Below are 19,261 nucleotides of genomic sequence, written 5' to 3' on the forward strand. Positions count from 1 at the left end.
CTAAATTGGGCGTTGCTGAATTGATATATGATTTGCCCTCATCCCCAACTCTTCTCCCTAGGGAGAAGGGAGCCAGAAATCTTGTCCCCTCTCCTTTTGGGAGAGGGCTAGGGTGAGGGCGGATTTAGGAATTCATACTTGCATTCAGCAATGCCTTAAATTGCAGTAGTGAATCGTCGCTTTTGTAAACGGCTTGCAGAACGTTGCCATACCTTGCTGCCATTTAGTTTATTCAGGACTCCTTTGTGCGCCTAACTCGATCGGCTTTCCGAGTGCTATGCGGCAAAGTGCTGTCGAACCTTGGCTACGAGCTGAGGTTCGGTCAGATTATCAACCGTTTCAACTCCGACCACCTTAGCTCCAAGCTGATTTTTTTCCATCCGCTTTTGCAGTTCATGCTTGGCTACACCGGGTCCCATAATCAGAATCGAGTCGGCATCGCGAATCTGCGAAATAACCTCGTCATAGTAAGCGTTGAGTTCTCCTGTACGTGCCCTCTGACGGCTATCGTCGGCGGGCACCTGAAGCGCTTCATAAGACCCTTTCATGGGTGAATCGCCCGATCGTCGTAGCTGTTTTTCCACGTCCGAGAGAATCTCGCTAGTCTCTTCTCCTTTCTCCGTCACAGATACGATCGTAGCCCTGCGATGGTCAATCCATAGTCCTATTTGTATACTCATTGATATCTCCTTTGTTCATTCAAGTTATCTAAAAAGCTGAGTGTCACTGAAATAAGCCATTTTGAATCACTCAAAGCCTGGAATTATCCAGGCTGGGCAACGTCTAGCAGACTTATTCGGGACTAGGACGATCAAGACAGAGGTGGGTCAGTCCGGTGACTGGCTTGATGCTCTATCCGTCCCAGAGTGTGATCGATCAGGTTAATCAATTTGTCTGTAGCACCGTCAACGGCTTGGTCAAGAGTAGCGGCTTGATCAGTGACCGCAATGGGCTGATGTCCTTCGAGGCGGGCTTCGATCATGCAGCGCATACTGTCATTGCCAGCCTCGTGTTCGCTATTCTGATTGCTCAGGTGCACATCAACCGAGGTGATGCGATCGCTGACTCGGCTCAGAGCATCCTTGACGACGCTACTAACTTGCTGTGCCAGTGCCTCATGACCTTCGATGTTGTGGTCAGTTCTGATTTGAACTTGCATGGTGCTCTCCTAATGTGAGGGTGATTGGCTCAATTATAGTGCTGTACTTTGTCTAATCACTGCCGCGCCGCCGTGGTGCCAGCACGATCGAAGTCGTCGATCGTGTTTTTTGTACAACAATAGCGACCTCTTTTGTTTAACGGTTTGTCCACTTTAACGGGCAAGTTCCTTAGCGGTCGATTCCCAGTAACCTGGGCGATTGTAATGCTGATGCAGATGGGTCTCATAATCCCGCGATCGCAGCGACTCCTCTGTATAGTCTGGTGCTTGCTTGATGGTTTCGCGGGGAAGGTTGACGAAGACTTTTGACTCGCTCCAACTCACGCGATCGATCCACTGCGGTGACAGCAGGATCTTTCTTCCAGGCAACCAATTGCGGGTATCGACGATGAGATACCGAATCGCCCACGTCTGCTCATCTATGATGAAATCCTCAATGTGACCCAGTCCTCCGTCTGTGGCTTGGATGTGATAGCCAGTCACCTCACGGGTGCTACGCAAATGAGGGTCCCACCCTTTCTCTTCGGGGTTAGCTTCAGGCCATTTTTCGCGGTCAGGCTCCAGGTAAGGGTAGGGATACGCTCCCCACATAGAGGAACTGCTCCAATACCTCGGCAATCCGTAATACCCGTAGTAATCTAGCTCGAATTGTCGAGAGACTGGTTTGTCACTGCTCAAGGAAGGACTGCTCTCGATCTGCTGTTTGGTCAAATTGATGGTGATGTGATGCTGTTCTTTTACCACAGCAGCCAGCGCATAGGGAGAGATTAGCACCTGCCTGCCCGTCAGCCAGTTCCCGGTGTCAGCAACCAAATAGCGAATAGTCCAGTAATGGTCATCAAAGTAGAATCCTTTAACCGTCCCGATCGTCTCATCGAGGTTTGCCAGCTTGTAACCTTCCAGGGTCTTAGCTTTACTTAGCATAGAGATGTTTTCCTGCATGATCAATGTTTACTTAGAGGGCGATAGTCAGAGCAATCGAGTGCTTGCTTAGTGAGAACGCAAGAGGGGCGTACGGTACAGCGTAGATAATGGTTGTTTGTAAAGAAATGACAGTTCCTACAGGGAAGCGTAGGGGAGCAGTTGAACGTTACATCTTTTGCTCTGACCACTTTCCAAACTTTTTCCAGCATCAGAATGGAAATGACCAGAACCATCGGGGAGATGAAGAGAATGAGAGACAATCCGTCTCCAGCTCTAATCGCTCTCTCCTGGTTTGTTTGAGCTGGCTGAGTTGCAACTGAGTGAACAGCAGTCTGTTTTACCTTCAGGTCATATTCCTTCATGACTCAATTCAAATCTACATAGGATGGACGCTTAATGTGATAGTGACAGGGAACCATTTCATTTCTGGTATAAGTTGATTAAGTTGATTGACTACGATACAAATTGTGATTCAAAAGCCTGGTTCACGAAACTTGAGCCGAGAGCATTCTAGAAATTGCTAATCTAGCTTCACCAACATCTTGCCGTATGCACGCGCTTGTTAGCCTTGTCCATGCCTTGAGGGCAACTTCCGCATCGCTTCTTTCCAGGGCGGTGCTTTCCATTCAGGATGCCTTCGCCAGATATCCTTCAGCGTCCGAATCCACACGCAATAGCTGGAAATAGAAGGTAGCATCGGCGTGTGACTCAGCTCGAAGTGAATCCCCGTTATCGGGTCATCAAAGAACACGGCATAGTAGCCCGGCGTATAGGTCGGATACTCACGGGGTGGATCGGTCACATCAATGTTGTTTTTCAGCAAGAAGCTCGCGTAGAAGTCGTTAACCTCCTTTCTGTTCCTCGCCCAGAGCGCGACATGATGTATTCCAGTGGCACGATCGACATGAGCCAGCTTGCTTCCGGTCTTGGCTGGCTGGATGCCGATGTAGCTGTGGAAGAAGGGAAAGCGCGCCATGTAGTAGGTCGATCTATAGCCGATGTCCAGGGTCCAGAAACTCTTGTATCCAAGCCAGCCGAACATCCGATCGAAGAATCCGATCGACTCCTCGTAGTTGAGTACCGAAAGCTCAATGTGGTGAATGCCTTTAAGTCTCATATTGCACAGATGATTGAACTAACGACTGAGTTGAGGGAGGCGGAACGCAACTAAACAAAAAGTAACTCTTGTGATAGTGACAGGGAACCATTTCATTTCTGGTATAAGTTGATTAAGTTGATTGATTGCGATACAAATTGTGATTCAAAAGCCTGATTCACGAAACCTGATCTGAGGACGAGGGCTGCTCTAGACGGTTAGCAATCCAGAAGGAAATCCCTTCTCCCTGGGGAGAAGGGAGCTAAAACCTCTTGTTCCCTCTCCTTGGGGAGAGAGGGCTAGGGTGAGGGCGAAGGATTCGTGCAGGAGATCTAACGACTCGTCTAACCATCCAACCACCGTCGCGCTTCCGTAGTATCAGACTGATTGAAGTAGTGGATCGTCGCTTTAGTGAACGGTTTAGCGAACAAGGTTAGGACTTTCTGCCACTGATTGTCTCCGACGATCGCGAGTCGCTCAATATCGGCAAAGTGGGCAACATCAAACTTGATGTCCTCCCACAGGGCATCGATTTCCCAACCTTGGAGGGCGGTCACATCAATCAGTACATGCAACGCTCCGTACAGTTGGACAAGGCGATCGATCTCAGGTAGAAAGAACTCGTAATCTGCCTTAGTCAGCTTGTCGATCGCGTGAACAAGCAGAACCTTGCCGCTGTTTTCTTCCCTGAATTGAATAGGCATCTGGGACTCCTTGCTTCACCAACGGTTCCTCTTTCTACGTTGTCTCCGTATGCCATTTCCAGTGGCGGATTTCTGGCAGATCTTCACCGTGCTGGTCAATATAAAGTGTGTGTTCAATCAGCTTGTCCTGCATCATTTGCTTCAGGTAAGACCCCTTCGCGCCTAAATGGGGTAGACGATCGATCACGTCTTGCACTAGATGGAAGCGATCGAGGTCATTTTGCACCCGCATATCAAATGCCGTTGTGATCGTGCCCTCTTCCTTGTAGCCCCGGACGTGAAGGTTGCGATTGGTGCGGCGATAGGTCAGTCGATGTACCAACTGTGGATAGCCATGAAAGCCAAAGATGATGTGCTTGTCTTTGGTGAAGAGCGAGTCGTAGTCCGTTTCGTTCAGACCGTGGGGGTGTTCGCTGGCAGACTGCAACTTCATCAAATCGACCACATTCACAACCCGGATTTTCAGATCGGGGAGATGGTTGCGCAGAATCGAAACCGCCGCCAAAATCTCTAGCGTCGGCGTATCGCCACAGCAAGCCATCACTACGTCCGGTTCAGAGTCCTGATCATTGCTTGCCCATTGCCAAATCCCGATGCCTTCTGTGCAATGGATCACGGCGGCATCCATTGTGAGCCACTGGGGTAGGGCGTGTTTACCTGCTACCACCACATTGACATAGTGTCGGCTCCGCAGGCAGTGGTCAAAGACCGACAGCAAGCAGTTCGCATCGGCTGGCAGATATACTCGCACAATGTCCGCTTTTTTGTTGATCACATGGTCGATAAAACCGGGATCTTGGTGCGTGAATCCGTTGTGATCCTGCTGCCAGACGTGGGAGGCGAGCAGATAGTTGAGCGAGGCGATCGGTCGTCTCCAGGGCAGTTCCGCCGTCACCTTCAGCCATTTAGCGTGCTGGCTGAACATCGAATCCACAATGCGGATGAAGGCTTCATAGCTATTGAATAGCCCGTGTCGTCCGGTCAGCAGATAGCCTTCTAACCAACCCTCGCACTGATGCTCACTCAGCATTGAGTCCAGCACTTGTCCATCGGGCGCGAGGAACTCATCGTTGTGTTCTTCTCGTGCGTCCCACTGTCGATCGGTGACTTCAAACACTGCACCTAGAAGATTTGAGAGCGTTTCATCGGGACCGAAGATGCGAAAATTCCGCTGTTCCTGATTCAGCTTGACCACATCTCGCAAGAACTTGCCCAGCACGAGCGTATCCTGACCGTCAACAGCACCCGGCGCAGGCACCGTCACCGCGTAGTTACGGAAGTCTGGCAGGTGCAGGTCACGCAGCAATAAACCCCCGTTGGCGTGAGGATTTGCGCCCATGCGTCGATCGCCTTTCGGAGCCAACTCTGCCAATTCGGGGAGGAGGCAGCCTTTTTCGTCGAACAGTTCTTCTGCCCTGTAGCTTTTCATCCAGCTTTCTAGCAGTTGGACATGATCGGGATGCTCGGCATTCACCAACAATGGCACTTGATGCGCCCGGAATGTGCCTTCAATTTTCAAACCATCGACCACTTTCGGTCCCGTCCAGCCTTTAGGGGACTTGAGGACAATCATCGGCGATCGGGGGCGAGTTGCATCGTTGTTGTTTTGCGCATTGCTTTGGTTTTGCTGGATGTCCTCGATCGCCCGATCCAAGGTGCTTGCCATCAGTTCGTGCATTGTTTCAGGATCGTCGCCTTCCACAAAGTAGGGTGTCCAGCCGCAGCCTCGGAGAAATTGCTCCAACTCTTCAGGCTCAATGCGTGCCAGGACGGTGGGGTTGCTGATTTTGTAGCCATTCAGGTGCAGAATCGGCAGAACCGCCCCATCGGTGATCGGATTGAGCAACTTGTTGGATTGCCAAGCGGTCGCCAGAGGACCCGTCTCCGCTTCACCATCGCCAATGACGCAGGCGACAATGAGACCGGGATTATCGAAGGCGGCTCCGAAAGCATGACTGAGCGAGTATCCTAGTTCACCGCCTTCGTGAATTGATCCGGGTGTGGTGGGTGCGACATGGCTGGAAATCCCGCCGGGAAACGAGAATTGTTTGAACAGCTTTTTCAGACCCGCTTCATCCTGGGTAACGTTTGGATAGACCTCGCTCCAGGTGCCTTCGAGGTAAACATTGCCCACGATCGCCGGACCTCCGTGACCAGGACCCGCGATATAGAACATATCCAAGTCATACTTCTTGATCACTCGATTCAAATGCACATAGATGAAGTTCTGCCCCGGTGTCGTCCCCCAATGTCCAACCACCAGCGGTTTGACGTGTGAAAGTTTCAGCGGCTCCTTTAGCAATGGGTTGTCGTAGAGGTAGATTTGCCCAACAGACAAATAGTTAGCGGCGCGCCAGTAGGCATCCATTTTGTGGAGCAGTTCTGGACTCAGCGTGTTGTTTTTTGTGGTCAGCGTATTGGCTATCATGGTTTAAGTTCCTAATGTAGGGGAGTGACTTGAGGGGGTTCCAATTCCAGTTGCGGCTCGACGACGAGGCTATAGCTATCTTTTTTGATCACTAAGACAGAACAATTCGCATGATGCAACACATGGTTACTGACGCTACCTGTGAAAAACTCTGCGATCGCAGCGTGATCGTGCCGACCTAAGATGATCAGATCGGCGTTCCACTGTTGAGCGGCGCTGCAAATGGTTGTCCCTGGATCACCAAAATGGTATTGATGTTCTACTGGCACATTCAGAGCCGTTGCCTGCTGGCAGTATTCTTGTAGCCAAGATTCTGCCTCATGATTCTCGGACTGAATCGTTTCGGTGTTGAGGAGTCGAGAAAATGCGGTGTTGTTCGGATAGAGTCCATACATACTCGCTGATTCGATCCCTTGGCTGAATTCAGCAGTATCTGCAACACAGTGGAGAATCATTAAATGAGCTTTCTCCTGGTGTGCTAAATAGAGTGCTTGATCGAATACGGTGGATGTTAGCGGAGAATGATTAATGGCGACCAGAATTCGTTTAAAGTTCATTACTTTGAGCCTCTGTGTCATGCTTATTTGAGTCGGGCAGCAAGCATTGAGATCGCAACGACCACGATGCTGAGAAGAACAGCCGCTCCAACATAATCAATCAATTGCATCCTGTGATTGACCATTGAGTCATTGAACGGCTTCTGGTTAGGCGGTCTCTGAGTCTCGACTGCTATCACTAGCTCCAGTGTTTGCTTCACCTTGAACCTACATTTTTGCTAGTTTGAGCAACAGTTCGCCTGCTTTAGATTTCTCTGTTCAATTCAATCCCGATTCGATCGTGCGCCTCCCCACGGTGTTCTAAGCGACTTGCAAGCCAAAATGGAATTGCGATCCCCACAAATTCAGCCACGATCGTGCTGATATTTGCGGTACGACAAAAACGTCGATCAGCTCAATTAGTCGTCCTGTGCGATAGCAAGGGGGTCGTTTGATTGAGGTCGATCGGACTAGATTGCAGCCTCTTTCTGACGATGCGATCGCGGCGATGTCAGACAGAAAAATCAAGATAGTGTTGCTCATCGACTCCTACCCTAAAGGTCGAGTGTTTGATTTGGTGTGTGAATCGATTGATTACGAGATAAATTGTGATGTACAGCTTTCTGGCAAGTTTTGCTCTCTGGGCAATTTGTCTGCAATCCTCTATCGACTTGGATTTCCATCGATTTAAGCTAACTGAGATCTTGCAGCATTCTCAGTTAGCCCGATAACCCGCCCTGAACTGAAGTTCGGGCTAATGGTAAAAAGTCCGTTAAAACGGACTCAAGAGCAGACTAGAGTTGACTTTCAGTCCGTTTCAATAGACCTCCCCCTGATTAGCCCGAACTTCAGTTCAGGGCGGTTGAATGCTACGAATGAGGGGCTTTAATCAGGTGCAAGACCTCAGCTAAGGTAACTCCAGGCATCTCGAAAAATTAGATTAAACCTAGAAGGTTGTGGGGAAAAGAATCGATATATTCAAAAATTAAATAGGACAACAAAAAGACGGTGGAACGGAGTTTTAACCGTCCGCCATCGCCTGAAAGAGTTACTTGATTATGAAGCCGTAGAATTCTCGATCATCAGTAGATCTCCTGTGTGAATCTAGACAGCCCTCCTCACGCAGTGGAGCAAGCCCTCGCCAACCTTCTCCCCAGAGAGAAGGGAGCTAGAACCTCTTGTTCCCTCTCCTTAGGGCGAGGGCAAAGGATTCATGCAGGAGGTCTAGTGAAGTTTCAGCCTCAGTTTTGGGCAATTGAATGACTTTACTGTGTGCGATCGAGATCGAAGTGGTGATCAACAGGAATAAGCTGCAACCAAAACGTTCACCTTCAATCGATTGATCTTATCTAACCGATCAACCTGCACGAAATTCGATTTGCCGTTTTGTCTTGAGCGGAACCGCTCTAGAAATTGAGAGCAACGATCGCTTCTGACCAATGGAAAAGACAAAAGCGATCATGCGACTGAATCCAAATTTATGTTAGTTTCACTTTTGTCCGCTGATTGAGCAAGACAAGATCTCAAGGAGTTTGACGATAATCGATGGAGAACTCACTAAACACGCTCTTTTGATGATGCAATTGTAAAAAAGGAGAGACAGCTTTGTTCAGCAATGTTCGCGATCGCTTATACAAATTCAGGCGACTTCAGGCAGAACCTGACCAACAACACAAGCTTCAGACCGAGTTTTTGGATGAAGCAACCCCGAATCTGACTTATTTAACGCTAGTTATTGGGTCTTGTATCATCGCTACACTGGGACTTCTCTCTAACAGTGTTGCGGTCATCATCGGAGCAATGATCATCGCACCTCTCATGCTGCCGATCCGAGCCTTGGCGTTCAGCGCTCTCACCGCAAACATTCAACTCCTTCGACAAAGCCTAATTGCCCTCAGTGTCGGAACTTTGCTAGCAGTTGGAATTGCTTACAGTCTCGGTCTTGTTTCCGGTTTATCTAGTTTTGGAAGTGAAATCCTCTCTCGGACTAAACCTACCTTGTTAGATCTGGGTATTGCGATCGCGGCGGGAGGAATTAGCGGATATGCAAAGCTTCAGCCCAAAATTTCGGCTAGTTTGGCGGGAACTGCGATCGCGGTTGCTCTGATGCCGCCGATTTGCGTGGTTGGGTTGGGAGTGTCTCATGCAAATTGGTCACTCAGCTTAGGAGCAACCTTACTGTATTTGACGAACTTGCTCGGCATCATTCTTGCCTGTATGATCGCTTTCTTGATCACAGGTTGCTCTCCGCTAGAACGAGTGCGGAAGCCTTTAATGATCACTCTCGTTTTAACAGGTTTGCTGGTCGTCCCGCTTAGTGTAAGTTTTGTGAGGTTGATCCGTCAGTCTCGGCTGGAAGCAAGTTTGGAATCCGTACTGCTCAATCGAACCGTCACCTTTCAGCGCTTAGAGCTAGTCAATATTGATACCAATTGGTTGACCAATCCACCCGAAGTTCGTTTGAATGTGCAAGCAACAGATCCGATTACTCCCAAACAAGTCCGACTGTTAGAAGCTTTTCTAAAACGAGAAACAGGACAGCAGTTCAGATTGATTTTTCAAGTAGGTAAAATCACAGAGGTCAGAGCCGATTCTAATACGAATCCGCAGCCGTGATCTTCTTCTAGGTCAAACCGCAACTTAAAAACCCGTTTTTTGAACGTACTCCAAACCCTCTATCGTTTGATGGAGGGAAGCCAGCGATATGAAAGGTAACCTGAGAGCGTTCAAAACAAAGTTAATCAAGCTTCGGAAATACGTTCGGGAGAAGCATTATGTCTTACATTTTTCAAAAAACTCTTCTTAGTGGAGCAATCTTATCGGGATTAAGCGTAGGGACGATCTCCGCGATCGCAGTACCAACCTCAACTCCAGCGACTGCCGCATCTAACACCGCTTTTCTAGATACCCAAAACTACTGGGCACAACCCTTCATTCAATCGCTGGCGCAGCGGAATATCGTGAGTGGCTATCCCGATGGAACCTACCGCCCCAAACAAGCCGTCGATCGCGACGAGTTTGCTGCCATTATTCGGGATGCCTTTAACCAAAAGAAAGAACGACAGATTGCGAGTGGTAGCGTTTACAAAGATGTTCCGAAAGGTAACTGGGCGGCTCCAGCGATCGAGTCTGCTTATGAAATGGGGTTCATGAATGGATATCCTGGTGGATATTTTCGCCCTCAGCAGCCCGTCACGAAAGTTGAAGCGATCGCATCACTTGCCAGAAATCTGAACCTGCGAGGCGCAAACCAACCTGTTGCGGCTGTTCTCAACTCAACGAATCAAGCTCCTGCTGCACAAGCGAATGCTGCACAACCTGTTCGTCCTCAAGCCACGAGAAGAACAAGGGTAATCCCGATGGCGATGCTTGCGTTAATGCAGCCCTTTGTCAGTCGTCCTGCGCCTGCTAATGCGGCTTCTACTCCTTTAGGAACCTCTTCCCAAGCCACTCAGCCAACTGCGACTGCTCCATTGAAAGCAGCCCAGCCAGCAACGCAAAGATCTGCTTCTAGTTTGCTGCGGGATTACTATCTGGACGCTGACAAGATTCCTCAGTATGCAGTGGACGATGTTGCTGCCGCGACAAGAGCCGGAATTGTGGTCAATCATCCCAATCTCAGCCTGCTGAATCCGAATCAGCCTGCCACTCGTGGAGAAATTGCCGCGTTGATTTATCAGGCACTGGTCAGCCAGGGTAGGGCGACACCGATCGCGGAGCAGACGGCAAATCAATACGTTGTTGGTCAGCGTTAGTCAGCCGGATTGAGCCTGATCAGCGCCGAGCGCAGCCCTGAAGGACTCGTAAAACCTAAAACCACACTAAGCAATGGAGTAATTTTATGCAGATGGCTGAAAAGCAATCACTTGAGGCAAAGCTCGAAAGAATAGGCAACGTTTTACGATTGACCGGATGGGTTGGTCTCTCTCTTCAAATTGGCTTTGGAGCGATTTCTGTACTGCTGCTGATGTTTGCGATCGCAGGTCGTAGTTTTAGCCAGAATACAGCAGTTTTACCCAGTGTTGGGGTCAATGTGAATCCAGGAACGGCTCCCGGCATCGGTGTCGGGATTTTTTGGGCAGTTTGTGGAATTTTAGCGCTCTTAGGTGGAATTTATCTTGCCTTTCTACAGACGCGATTTTCAAAACGTTTGCGTCATGCAGACACCATGAAACATCCTGCGAAATCAGAGGTGATGAACGTGTTGCGCTTGGGTGCGATCGTGGGCTTAGTTGGAATGTTGCTAACCATTTTAGGCGGTGGAGCCACGCTGGGAGTCTTGCTCTCAAAGGCGATCTCTCAACCGCAAGGTGTTGCTATCTACGACCCGACTCGCATGATTCGGTCAATCGATATCATGGTCGCGATGGCAAATATGAGCGGAATTGCAGCAAATTTCGTAGGCGCTGTTGCTTCTCTGAGCGTATTTGAATGGCTCCATCGTTAGAGTTACAAATTAACCTCTGTAGGTAGAAGATTATTTTGTTGACGTTGACTAGAGTGAGTCACCTTCTCAATTGATAGCGTTATGAATACAGGAGTATCGGAGCTTTGGGCTAAGGTACAGTCGATGGTGAATGACTTCATTGTCTTACTGCCTAACCTTGTCTTGGCGCTGGTTGTTTTTGCGATTTTCTTTTTCGTCGCCAGGGCAATCAAGCGAGTTGTTAGAGATTTAACCCGCGATCGCCGCAATGCTCGTAATTTAGGGCTGGTGCTAGGACGATTGGCGCAAGGTGCAACCATTCTCACGGGACTGTTCATTTCTCTCTCGATCGTGATTCCTTCACTCAAAGCAGGAGACCTAGTTCAACTATTAGGAATCAGTGGAGTAGCCATTGGTTTTGCGTTTCGAGACATCCTACAAAACTTCCTATCAGGCATTTTGATTTTGTTAACTGAGCCGTTTGAAATCGATGATCAGATTGTCTTCAAGAATTTTGAGGGCACAGTCGAAAGTATTCAAACGCGGGCAACCACGATTCGCACCTATGATGGTCGTCGCATTGTGATTCCAAATTCGGAGCTATTTACAAACTCGGTGACGGTCAATACAGCATTCGAGCACCGACGCTTGCAGTATGACATTGGAATTGGCTATGGCGATGATATTGATGAAGCAAAGCGATCGATTTTAGAGGCGATGCGTGAAACTGATGGAGTGTTAGAGCAACCTGCTCCCGATGCGATCGTGATGGAGTTAGCAGGAAGTTCGGTAAACATCCGTGCCCGTTGGTGGATTAAACCGCCGCGCCGCGCTGAAACTCTCGAACTGCAAGATCGCGTTCTTACAGCCATTAAAAATAAGCTAACAGCGAACGGAATTGACCTGCCTTTCCCAACCCAGCAGATTCTCTTTCATGACCAGACTGAGGAAACGGATGGCGATCGCGCTCGTCAGCGTGAAGGGTGGCCCGTGGGTCAAGGGAATGCCCCAAAGCCTCGCAGTATCGGAGGTTCTTTGAGGGCGCTTGCTGAGGCACGAACTCACCAAAACGGTAAAGAGTAATTAGAGCAATGTTTGGAGCAATGTTAAGTGCAAGATGGTCAGGATACCGGACTGCGGCTTATGTGGGACAGGGACTGCTCAGCGCTGCTGTGATTGCTGCCGTTGTTCAAGGAAAGTGGCAGAACGCATTCGCACTTGCATTGTTTCTGGTTGCGTCGTGACACGCTCGTAGTTTGCGTGAGATGTTCAGTGGAGGGCGCGCTTACCCAGTCCCCTTCGGGGGGAAGCCATCCTCCAAAGCTGGGCGCTAGATCGTTCGTGCAGAAGGAGCTTGGCGATTGGTGCCCCATGACTTGCCGCCGGGGGCGGGGACAACGGTTAGTCGTTCCAGCAGAAAGCTCTGTAACCGCTTCGGAAGACGAAGAATAGCTTTTCTCCTAAAGAGAAGGACAGTTAAAGAATCATCAAAGCATTCCCGTCAACGGCTAGTTTCGTCGTACCGCGAGAGTATGAAAGAGATTGAAGATTTAACTCAAAGGGTCAGAATGCTTATCGATCGCCAGCTTCTGAAAGGAACCTGTGTTAATTTATCTACAATGTACAGATGTGACGGCTCGATCGCTTGCTCCCAGTCAGCAATAATCAATTTGCTTCATGCTATCAACGCCTGTGCAAGCCGCTCCTTGTCTATCGCTCTGTGCTCTCTTTGCTGTGGACAAATTATTCCACTGCCCATCCGGTTACACATCACAAAGTGCATTCGTTTCGTCACTTCTAAGACGAAAAAACGGTTCAGCTAACTCCAAATCATCTCTATGTTTCTTGATGCCACAACGCTGCTCATTCAACAAACTTCATCTGAAGCTGTACAGCTAAACCCACATGAAATTGCGGTCAACTTGAAGCAATTTCTTTTAGTGCTTGCGGTCTCTCTCGGCGTTGCCACGCTACCCCAGATTATAAGCTGGCTCCATCGGATTCCCTACACCCTTTTATTGGTCATCGTCGGGTTAGGTTTAGCCTTCGTCGATATTCGGTTAGTGGAACTCTCGCCAGGGCTAATTCTATCAATTTTTTTGCCGCCACTGCTGTTTGAAGCAGCTTGGAACTTGCAGTGGTCAGACTTAAAACGTGACTTCTTTCCTATTTGTCTCTATGCGATCGGGGGTGTTGTCATTACGGTTGCAGGAGTTGCGATCGGACTTAACCAGCTTGCAAACGTCGCACTGCCGATTGCCTTATTGATCGGGGCGTGTCTGTCTGCTACTGACCCGGTTTCTGTCACCGCCTTGTTTCGAGAACTGGGTGCAGATAAACGACTGAGAACGGTCATGGAAGGCGAGAGTTTATTTAATGATGGCATGGCGGTTGTTGCGTTTAGCGCTTTGTCGGCAATGGCGTATGGAGCGAGTGAGCTAACGCCGCAATCTATTTTGCTTGAGTTTGTTCAGGTAGTTGGAATTGGGATCGGGATCGGCAGCACGATCGGGTTTGGAATTTCCTACATCACGCAGCGGTTTGATTTGCCCTTAGTCGAGCAATCATTAACGCTCGTTTCTGCCTATGGAGTATATCTACTTGCTGAAGATTTGGGAGGATCGGGGGTGATTGCGGTGGTTGCCACTGGGTTAATTTTGGGCAACTTCGGCTCTCAGATTGGCATGAGTCCTCGGACAAGAGTGATTGTGACGGCATTTTGGGAGTTTTTATCGTTTTTTGTCAACTCGATCGTGTTTCTGTTGATTGGAGATCAGATTCACTTTACGAGTCTGGGAAAGAACTTGGGTATTATCGCGGTGACTGTGGGGATGATGTTTCTGACTCGTGCGATCGCGATCTATGGATTGGGATGGTTTAGCAATCGCCTGATTAAAATTCGGATTCCGATCAAAGAGCAAACGGTGCTCTGGTGGGGCGGAGTACGCGGCTCGGTTTCGATCGCGCTTGCTCTGAGCGTTTCGAGAAGTTTGGGCGATCGAGATGCGATCATTGCAGCCGTTTTTGGTGCGGTTTTGTTTACGCTACTCGTTCAAGGACTGAGCATTCAACCGTTGATGATGGCGTTAAAGCTGCTCGGTAGCCAGCCGCTGCGTCAGAAGTATGTAGAAGCGATCGCTCGACATATGGCATTGAGTCGAGTGTTGCAACACTTGGATGAAGTTGAGTTGCGTCCTAATATTGAGCCAGAAATTTATCGTGACTCAAAAGCTGTAATTCAGGAAGAATTACAGCTTTTACAAACAGAAATCAGTCGATTTGAAGTAGAAAATCCGGCGATCCGAGACTGGATTACCCAACAATTACACAGCGAACTGATTGCGATCGAAGCCGACACCTACGCAGATTTAGTCCGAACAGGGCTACTGAATCAAGAACTCTCTTCGTTCCTCTACAAAAGGTTTCAAGATGAGAACAAATTCCCAGAGTAGCATCGCCCTACAATTTACTTTTGTCTCTTTTCAGCTTCATGACGCTCTCACCAAAATCACAGTGCAGGTGCTTTGGCGAGAAATCACGGCGGGAATATTTCCCTGCTGCATTTGTTGCAGCAAGCCCTCTCGACTCGCACCCAAAACAATGACATCGCTTTGATCTTGTTTGGCATAACTCAGCACTGCCGCAGGCACAGAATCAGCGCAGACCGAAGTTGTCAAGATAGAAGCATTCGTATGAGGCTTGAGGAACTGAGCGGCGGCTGCCAAAACTGCCTCAGTGTCCAACCCCGCATCATCGGTTTTGCGCTCTTCTGAAGCATCATATACGTGAAATAATCGGATTTGTGCGGCTTTACTCAGAGACATCAATGCAGGCAGCAATCGAACCGCTTCTTGGGCATTAGGTCCGCCTGCCATCGGCACCAACCATCGTTCAAGGCTAGGTCGATTCGCACTTTGTGCAACTTCAAAGGAATCACTTAGCTTCACCAAGACTACTTCACAAGCAGCTTGTCGAATCATGGTATCGACCACGCGACTAAATACCCGCCCCGGCGTAGTTGTACTGCCTTTCCAACCCATGACGACGAGATCAATGTGTCGCTCTTTGAGCGTTTCTAGAATGGCACCTGACAAATCATGCGCTACTCGAATCTGAGTATGCATCGGAACTCGCCATGCCTGACTCAAACGGCTTGCCTGCTTTAGTAGTTTTTGACTTTCTGCTGTTTTCACTGGCGTTTCTGCAAGCGCATGATGTTTTGGTACAACAATCACCTGCAAACATTCGATTTCATAGTTGCGATCGTGGGCAATTGCCACTGCCATTTCTAGGAGCATCAGCGATGTTTTTGGGTTACTCAACGGCACGAGGATGCGCCCTTGTCCGGTTTCTGGCGAGCGCGTTTGGTAAATCAGGTGTGAGCGTTCTGCATTGGGTTCCGTGAGGCTTTCGTTGTTGAGATACGCTGCTTCAACGCGAATGATGTCGCTGCGGGTGATAATTCCAATCAATCGCCGTCCTTCTACAACGGGTAAGCTGCTGAGATCGTGTCGATCGAGTAAATGCAGCACGTAGGCAAGCGTATCTTCTGGGTCAATGCGGACGGGATCGGGGGTCATCAGATCGCTCACCAGATTCTCGCCGTTCAATCCGCGTACAGAAAGGTTAGCAATATCCTTTTGAGTGAGAATGCCAACTAGCTTGCCGCTTTCGACGATCGGAAATGTGCGATGCGAAGACTGAGAAAACGCCTGTAGTGCTTCTTCGAGCCGCATTCGACTAGGAAGCGTTTCGACTCTGGGCTGCATGACGTCCGATGCGGTTAGATCGGTCCAAGGATCTTGGGCGGTCGTTTCTTTGGTCAGATGAATGCCTTTAAATTCAAGCAGATCGTCATAGAGTGAACCTTCTTCAAACAATTCTGCAATCAGATAAGAAGTTACAGAGACAATCATCAACGGCAATACTAAATTAAAGTCAGCGGTCATTTCAAACACGATGATGACCGCTGTGATCGGAGTCCGAGCAACTGCACAGAAAAAGGCTGCCATTCCCACTCGTGCATAAGTAGTGGCTAGACTTAACCCCAAAATTTGGTGTTCTCCAACGCCAACGAGGTAGCCGAGCGCCGCACCTAGCACCATACTGGGAATCAGCAATCCTCCCGGTGCGCCAGAACCATAGGTAGCGACGATCAGAAAAAATTGGACGCAAAAGACGATCGCGACGAGCTGCCAGTCTGCATTCCCCGTTAAGAGCAGTTCCCTCAGTCCCGCATTGTCTCGAAAAAGATCGGGTAAGGCAGCAAAGGCAATTCCGGTCATGAGTCCCGCAAATCCGACTCGCCAGGGCAAGCTCACATTGAGACGGCGGTACAAGGTCAAACTCGTCAGAATTGAGCGATTGAACAGCACACCGAGACCGCCTGCCAGCACTCCAAGCAGCAGATAAAAGGGAATCTCAGGAGCAGAAAAGCTGGTATTGGAGACGACCAGATGCAAATCTAAATCGAGATTGTGCGAACCACTAATGCGAGCGACAACCGACGCGATGAACGAAGCCAGGATCGCGGTTCCTAACGTGATGCCAGACACGTCTTGCAGCAGTTCTTCGACGACAAATAAAACACCTGCGATCGGCGCATTAAACGCAGCAGCAAGTCCCGCTCCCGCTCCGGCGGCGAGAATTTGACGACGATGATCGGGTGACGTGGGAAACCATCGAGTCAATTGACTCGCCAACGCTGCCCCAATTTGTACGGTTGGTCCTTCTCGTCCAAGGGGCATTCCAGCCGCCAGGACGAGCGTGGCGCTGACCAACTTCACCAGCGCGATTCGTAGATTTAGGGGCATCGGAACATTCGCGAGTACCGCCTTTACTTCGGTCATGCCGCTGCCACTTGCGGCTGGAGCTAGACGATCGACGATCAATCCAGACAAGAATCCACCCAGCGACCCAATCAGGGGTAAAGCAATATACGCTGGGATTAAATGTGCTGCCTGTTGCCGCCATCCACCGAGCCAACCAACGCTTTGTGCAAGTAGGAGCGCCGCCAGTCCTGACACTAATCCAATCAGGCAAGCTTCAAAAATTGCCAATCGCTTCGGACGCAACAGCAGACGCAAAAAGCGGTTCCAGATCGATTTTCCGATGCGTACCATGATGTCTTTGGGGAGAGTGCAGACACAGCAATCTGGTTAGAGCAGCAATTTTGGAGATGCTGGATGGACATCTGAAGGCTGCTCAGTCGGCGATCGCCAAGACTGCTGTGGTTGATGATTAAACCAAGAGTCTATCGCAACGCCACCCCCAAACAACAGCTTCAGCAGATATAACTCCGTTCGCCCAAAAGTAAGGTTTGAGCAATCTCGGAGAGATATCTGCTGAAGCAGATGGACAGAACGGAGACTTCTATCTGGGTCTTCAAATGAATGTTTCATATTTCCCTCCACAAAATGATAAAAGTGCTTAATCTTGATCAGACCTCCTGCGTGAATCTGGACAGCCCTCCTCACGAAGTGGGGCAAGCCCTCGCCAACCCTTCTCCCCAGGGAGCTAGAATCTCTTGTTCCCTCTCCTCAGGGAGAGGGCTAGGGTGAGGGCGAAGGATTCGTGCAGGAGGTCTATTGAAGCGGCTGTTCATCTCTATTCTGGAGGGTCGCCACAAAAACGAACGTTGTAATCGAATGACGATCGTGTGTTGAGCGATCGTCGAATGGGAGGCAACGATTGGTAAACGATTCAGTGAGCTGAAGGCAGTGATACGATAAGTTTGGGTAACGATGTTTCTAACACCCCTATTTTCTGACACTCCTAGAGAAGAACATTGTGAAACTGTTAACGATTTTGGCGCTGCTGATTGCGATCGTCCCAGTGGTCTTTGCAACTCAAAATGCTGCACCCGTCGCGATTCATTTTCTGGGCTGGAGCTACGAAGCGTCGATGGAAAATTTAGGAGTTGGAGCAGAAATTAGCAGTCAGCAGTCCTGCTCGACCCGCAGAACTGCCACCGTCTGAGAGCGATCGGCAAAACTACCCTCCTACACAATTTTCAAACTTTCCGATTCAGTAATCTAAGGCTCAGGACATGAAATTCAACGTTCGTAAACAGTTAGAGTGGTTTTTAACGATCGCCCTAGCTGTTTTTTTGCTGACGATCTCCGTTCCCTTCGCGATCGCTCAAACCAGTTCCGCAAACTCGATCGACAATCCAATCGATAATCGAGTCAAGGAGACTCCTGTCTTACTAGCGGGTGAACAGCTATTTGTAGTACAAGCACAAGTCGGCTCCTTCTCAGCAGCAGAACGAGCGCGGGCTGTGACTCAAAGAGTGGAAGCGATCGCGGCTGATGTTGCTATTCCAATCGATACAATCAAAGTAAAAGACCAACAATACGCGACGACGATCGAGGCAGGCGACCAGCTACTGTTTAGCATTACAGATGCCGATGCTCAATTCGCAGGTAAAACGCGATCGTAGCTTGCCGATGCATATGTCGCTAAACTCCGAACTGCGATCGGGCAATATCGACAAGAACATAGCGCTCAAAGTCTCTTATTCGGGGCGCTCTACACGGTGATTGCCACGATCGTGTTATTTGTTTTGCTGAAGCTGTTAGGGAGAGGGTTCGCTCGAATTTTGACGCAGCGAACGTCTCCCGAAGCATCTGCGCTCAGACCGTTGAGAATTCAGAACTTTGAGCTGCTTGAGGTGGAACCCAAAAACTGGACAGGTGAATAAGCTCTAAACTTCCCACCCATGATAGGAATGGTTATGAGCAAAAACAAACGCAAACAGTACAGTTCTCAATTCAAAGCAAAAGTTGCGATTGAAGCGGTGAAAGGAGAGAAAACCATTGCTGAAATTGCGAGTCAATATAGCGTGCATCCGACGATGATTCACGGTTGGAAACGGCATCTTCTAGCGGGCATGAGTGAGGTGTTTGAGCGCGGTTCCAGCGCCAGCAAAGTAGAGCCAGAAGGGCAAGCCCACCTCGATGAGTTGTATCGACAGATTGGACAGTTGA

Annotated in this window: 22 protein-coding genes; 11 read left to right on the plus strand and 11 right to left on the minus strand. The window is 49.3% G+C overall.

The features are described from left to right. Positions 1-275 precede the first annotated feature (275 nt). The 4 genes from A8707_RS19655 to A8707_RS29225 form a co-directional block, all read right to left on the minus strand. Positions 276-680: a hypothetical protein gene (locus A8707_RS19655; RefSeq protein ID WP_068818905.1), complete on the minus strand. Its 405-nt coding sequence runs from the start codon at positions 678-680 to the stop codon at positions 276-278. Positions 681-811: 131 nt separating this feature from the next. Beyond that, on the minus strand, positions 812-1,159 hold the full coding sequence (locus tag A8707_RS19660) for an HPF/RaiA family ribosome-associated protein (RefSeq protein ID WP_068818906.1): 348 nt from the start codon (positions 1,157-1,159) through the stop codon (positions 812-814). Positions 1,160-1,312: 153 nt separating this feature from the next. After that, on the minus strand, positions 1,313-2,083 hold the full coding sequence (locus A8707_RS19665; protein ID WP_068818907.1) for a PRC-barrel domain-containing protein: 771 nt from the start codon (positions 2,081-2,083) through the stop codon (positions 1,313-1,315). A 562-nt stretch (positions 2,084-2,645) separates the two neighbouring features. Next, entirely contained in the window at positions 2,646-2,885 is a 240-nt protein-coding gene (locus A8707_RS29225; protein WP_197484905.1) for a hypothetical protein, read from the minus strand. A gap of 75 nt (positions 2,886-2,960) precedes the next feature. Here A8707_RS29225 and A8707_RS29230 point away from each other — a divergent pair, with 75 nt between their 5' ends. Beyond that, the gene (locus tag A8707_RS29230; protein ID WP_197484907.1) at positions 2,961-3,254 is read left to right on the plus strand and encodes a hypothetical protein; all 294 of its coding nucleotides are present in this window, start codon (positions 2,961-2,963) and stop codon (positions 3,252-3,254) included. Between the two features lie 269 nt (positions 3,255-3,523). Here the strand turns inward: A8707_RS29230 and A8707_RS19675 are convergent, their stop codons facing one another. From A8707_RS19675 to A8707_RS19690, 5 genes are all read right to left on the minus strand, one after another. Next, positions 3,524-3,883: a SpoIIAA family protein gene (locus A8707_RS19675; protein ID WP_068818909.1), complete on the minus strand. Its 360-nt coding sequence runs from the start codon at positions 3,881-3,883 to the stop codon at positions 3,524-3,526. A 34-nt stretch (positions 3,884-3,917) separates the two neighbouring features. Continuing rightward, the gene (locus tag A8707_RS19680; protein ID WP_068818910.1) at positions 3,918-6,311 is read right to left on the minus strand and encodes a phosphoketolase family protein; all 2,394 of its coding nucleotides are present in this window, start codon (positions 6,309-6,311) and stop codon (positions 3,918-3,920) included. Positions 6,312-6,322: 11 nt separating this feature from the next. Next, positions 6,323-6,868 carry a universal stress protein gene (locus tag A8707_RS19685; RefSeq protein ID WP_068818911.1) on the minus strand — a complete coding sequence of 182 codons (546 nt, stop codon included), beginning with the start codon at positions 6,866-6,868 and terminating at the stop codon, positions 6,323-6,325. 23 nt (positions 6,869-6,891) lie between these two features. Continuing rightward, a complete protein-coding gene (locus A8707_RS28430) occupies positions 6,892-7,068 on the minus strand; it encodes a hypothetical protein (RefSeq protein ID WP_156518744.1) in 177 nt (58 codons plus the stop codon). 100 nt (positions 7,069-7,168) lie between these two features. Continuing rightward, positions 7,169-7,390, minus strand: coding sequence for a hypothetical protein (locus A8707_RS19690; protein ID WP_068818912.1), 222 nt, complete (start codon positions 7,388-7,390; stop codon positions 7,169-7,171). 1,062 nt (positions 7,391-8,452) lie between these two features. Here A8707_RS19690 and A8707_RS19695 point away from each other — a divergent pair. The 6 genes from A8707_RS19695 to A8707_RS19715 all read left to right on the plus strand — a co-directional run bounded on the left by A8707_RS19695 (position 8,453) and on the right by A8707_RS19715 (position 14,725). Further along, positions 8,453-9,463, plus strand: coding sequence for a DUF389 domain-containing protein (locus A8707_RS19695; protein ID WP_068818913.1), 1,011 nt, complete (start codon positions 8,453-8,455; stop codon positions 9,461-9,463). 158 nt (positions 9,464-9,621) lie between these two features. Next, a complete protein-coding gene (locus A8707_RS19700) occupies positions 9,622-10,602 on the plus strand; it encodes an S-layer homology domain-containing protein (protein ID WP_068818914.1) in 981 nt (326 codons plus the stop codon). A gap of 86 nt (positions 10,603-10,688) precedes the next feature. Then, entirely contained in the window at positions 10,689-11,294 is a 606-nt protein-coding gene (locus A8707_RS19705; protein WP_068818915.1) for a DUF3611 family protein, read from the plus strand. An 81-nt stretch (positions 11,295-11,375) separates the two neighbouring features. After that, positions 11,376-12,356 carry a mechanosensitive ion channel family protein gene (locus A8707_RS19710; protein ID WP_068818916.1) on the plus strand — a complete coding sequence of 327 codons (981 nt, stop codon included), beginning with the start codon at positions 11,376-11,378 and terminating at the stop codon, positions 12,354-12,356. Positions 12,357-12,376: 20 nt separating this feature from the next. Next, positions 12,377-12,517, plus strand: coding sequence for a hypothetical protein (locus A8707_RS28435; RefSeq protein ID WP_156518746.1), 141 nt, complete (start codon positions 12,377-12,379; stop codon positions 12,515-12,517). A gap of 594 nt (positions 12,518-13,111) precedes the next feature. Next, complete coding sequence (locus A8707_RS19715; RefSeq protein WP_068818917.1) at positions 13,112-14,725, plus strand: Na+/H+ antiporter; 1,614 nt, start codon at positions 13,112-13,114, stop codon at positions 14,723-14,725. A gap of 36 nt (positions 14,726-14,761) precedes the next feature. On the opposite strand, the gene A8707_RS19720 is transcribed toward A8707_RS19715, so the two are convergent. Both A8707_RS19720 and A8707_RS19725 read right to left on the minus strand, forming a co-directional pair. Then, positions 14,762-17,395, minus strand: coding sequence for a chloride channel protein (locus tag A8707_RS19720; RefSeq protein WP_068818918.1), 2,634 nt, complete (start codon positions 17,393-17,395; stop codon positions 14,762-14,764). A 36-nt stretch (positions 17,396-17,431) separates the two neighbouring features. After that, complete coding sequence (locus A8707_RS19725) at positions 17,432-17,674, minus strand: hypothetical protein (protein ID WP_068818919.1); 243 nt, start codon at positions 17,672-17,674, stop codon at positions 17,432-17,434. 388 nt (positions 17,675-18,062) lie between these two features. Between A8707_RS19725 and A8707_RS19730 the strand changes: the two genes are divergently transcribed. From A8707_RS19730 to A8707_RS19740, 4 genes are all read left to right on the plus strand, one after another. Then, on the plus strand, positions 18,063-18,251 hold the full coding sequence (locus A8707_RS19730) for a LapA family protein (protein ID WP_068818920.1): 189 nt from the start codon (positions 18,063-18,065) through the stop codon (positions 18,249-18,251). A 70-nt stretch (positions 18,252-18,321) separates the two neighbouring features. After that, entirely contained in the window at positions 18,322-18,714 is a 393-nt protein-coding gene (locus A8707_RS19735; protein WP_068818921.1) for a hypothetical protein, read from the plus strand. A gap of 96 nt (positions 18,715-18,810) precedes the next feature. Further along, positions 18,811-18,975 carry a hypothetical protein gene (locus A8707_RS28440; protein WP_156518747.1) on the plus strand — a complete coding sequence of 55 codons (165 nt, stop codon included), beginning with the start codon at positions 18,811-18,813 and terminating at the stop codon, positions 18,973-18,975. Between the two features lie 33 nt (positions 18,976-19,008). After that, a partial coding sequence (locus tag A8707_RS19740; RefSeq protein WP_068818922.1) for a transposase occupies positions 19,009-19,261 on the plus strand: 253 nt, incomplete at its 3' end.

The organism is Phormidesmis priestleyi BC1401 (assembly GCF_001650195.1).
GTDB classification, from domain to species: Bacteria; Cyanobacteriota; Cyanobacteriia; order Leptolyngbyales; family Leptolyngbyaceae; genus Phormidesmis_A; species Phormidesmis_A priestleyi_B.

Excerpts from the sequence above, each read along its gene's own strand:
- A8707_RS19655 (WP_068818905.1), bottom strand. The coding sequence starts at position 680 with ATGAGTATACAAATAGGACTATGGATTGACCATCGCAGGGCTACGATC.
- A8707_RS19660 (WP_068818906.1), bottom strand. The coding sequence starts at position 1,159 with ATGCAAGTTCAAATCAGAACTGACCACAACATCGAAGGTCATGAGGCA.
- A8707_RS19665 (WP_068818907.1), bottom strand. The coding sequence starts at position 2,083 with ATGCTAAGTAAAGCTAAGACCCTGGAAGGTTACAAGCTGGCAAACCTC.
- A8707_RS29230 (WP_197484907.1), top strand. The coding sequence starts at position 2,961 with ATGATGTATTCCAGTGGCACGATCGACATGAGCCAGCTTGCTTCCGGT.
- A8707_RS19675 (WP_068818909.1), bottom strand. The coding sequence starts at position 3,883 with ATGCCTATTCAATTCAGGGAAGAAAACAGCGGCAAGGTTCTGCTTGTT.
- A8707_RS19680 (WP_068818910.1), bottom strand. The coding sequence starts at position 6,311 with ATGATAGCCAATACGCTGACCACAAAAAACAACACGCTGAGTCCAGAA.
- A8707_RS19685 (WP_068818911.1), bottom strand. The coding sequence starts at position 6,868 with ATGAACTTTAAACGAATTCTGGTCGCCATTAATCATTCTCCGCTAACA.
- A8707_RS19690 (WP_068818912.1), bottom strand. The coding sequence starts at position 7,390 with ATGAGCAACACTATCTTGATTTTTCTGTCTGACATCGCCGCGATCGCA.
- A8707_RS19700 (WP_068818914.1), top strand. The coding sequence starts at position 9,622 with ATGTCTTACATTTTTCAAAAAACTCTTCTTAGTGGAGCAATCTTATCG.
- A8707_RS19705 (WP_068818915.1), top strand. The coding sequence starts at position 10,689 with ATGCAGATGGCTGAAAAGCAATCACTTGAGGCAAAGCTCGAAAGAATA.
- A8707_RS19710 (WP_068818916.1), top strand. The coding sequence starts at position 11,376 with ATGAATACAGGAGTATCGGAGCTTTGGGCTAAGGTACAGTCGATGGTG.
- A8707_RS28435 (WP_156518746.1), top strand. The coding sequence starts at position 12,377 with ATGTTAAGTGCAAGATGGTCAGGATACCGGACTGCGGCTTATGTGGGA.
- A8707_RS19715 (WP_068818917.1), top strand. The coding sequence starts at position 13,112 with ATGTTTCTTGATGCCACAACGCTGCTCATTCAACAAACTTCATCTGAA.
- A8707_RS19720 (WP_068818918.1), bottom strand. The coding sequence starts at position 17,395 with ATGGTACGCATCGGAAAATCGATCTGGAACCGCTTTTTGCGTCTGCTG.
- A8707_RS19725 (WP_068818919.1), bottom strand. The coding sequence starts at position 17,674 with ATGAAACATTCATTTGAAGACCCAGATAGAAGTCTCCGTTCTGTCCAT.
- A8707_RS19735 (WP_068818921.1), top strand. The coding sequence starts at position 18,322 with ATGAAATTCAACGTTCGTAAACAGTTAGAGTGGTTTTTAACGATCGCC.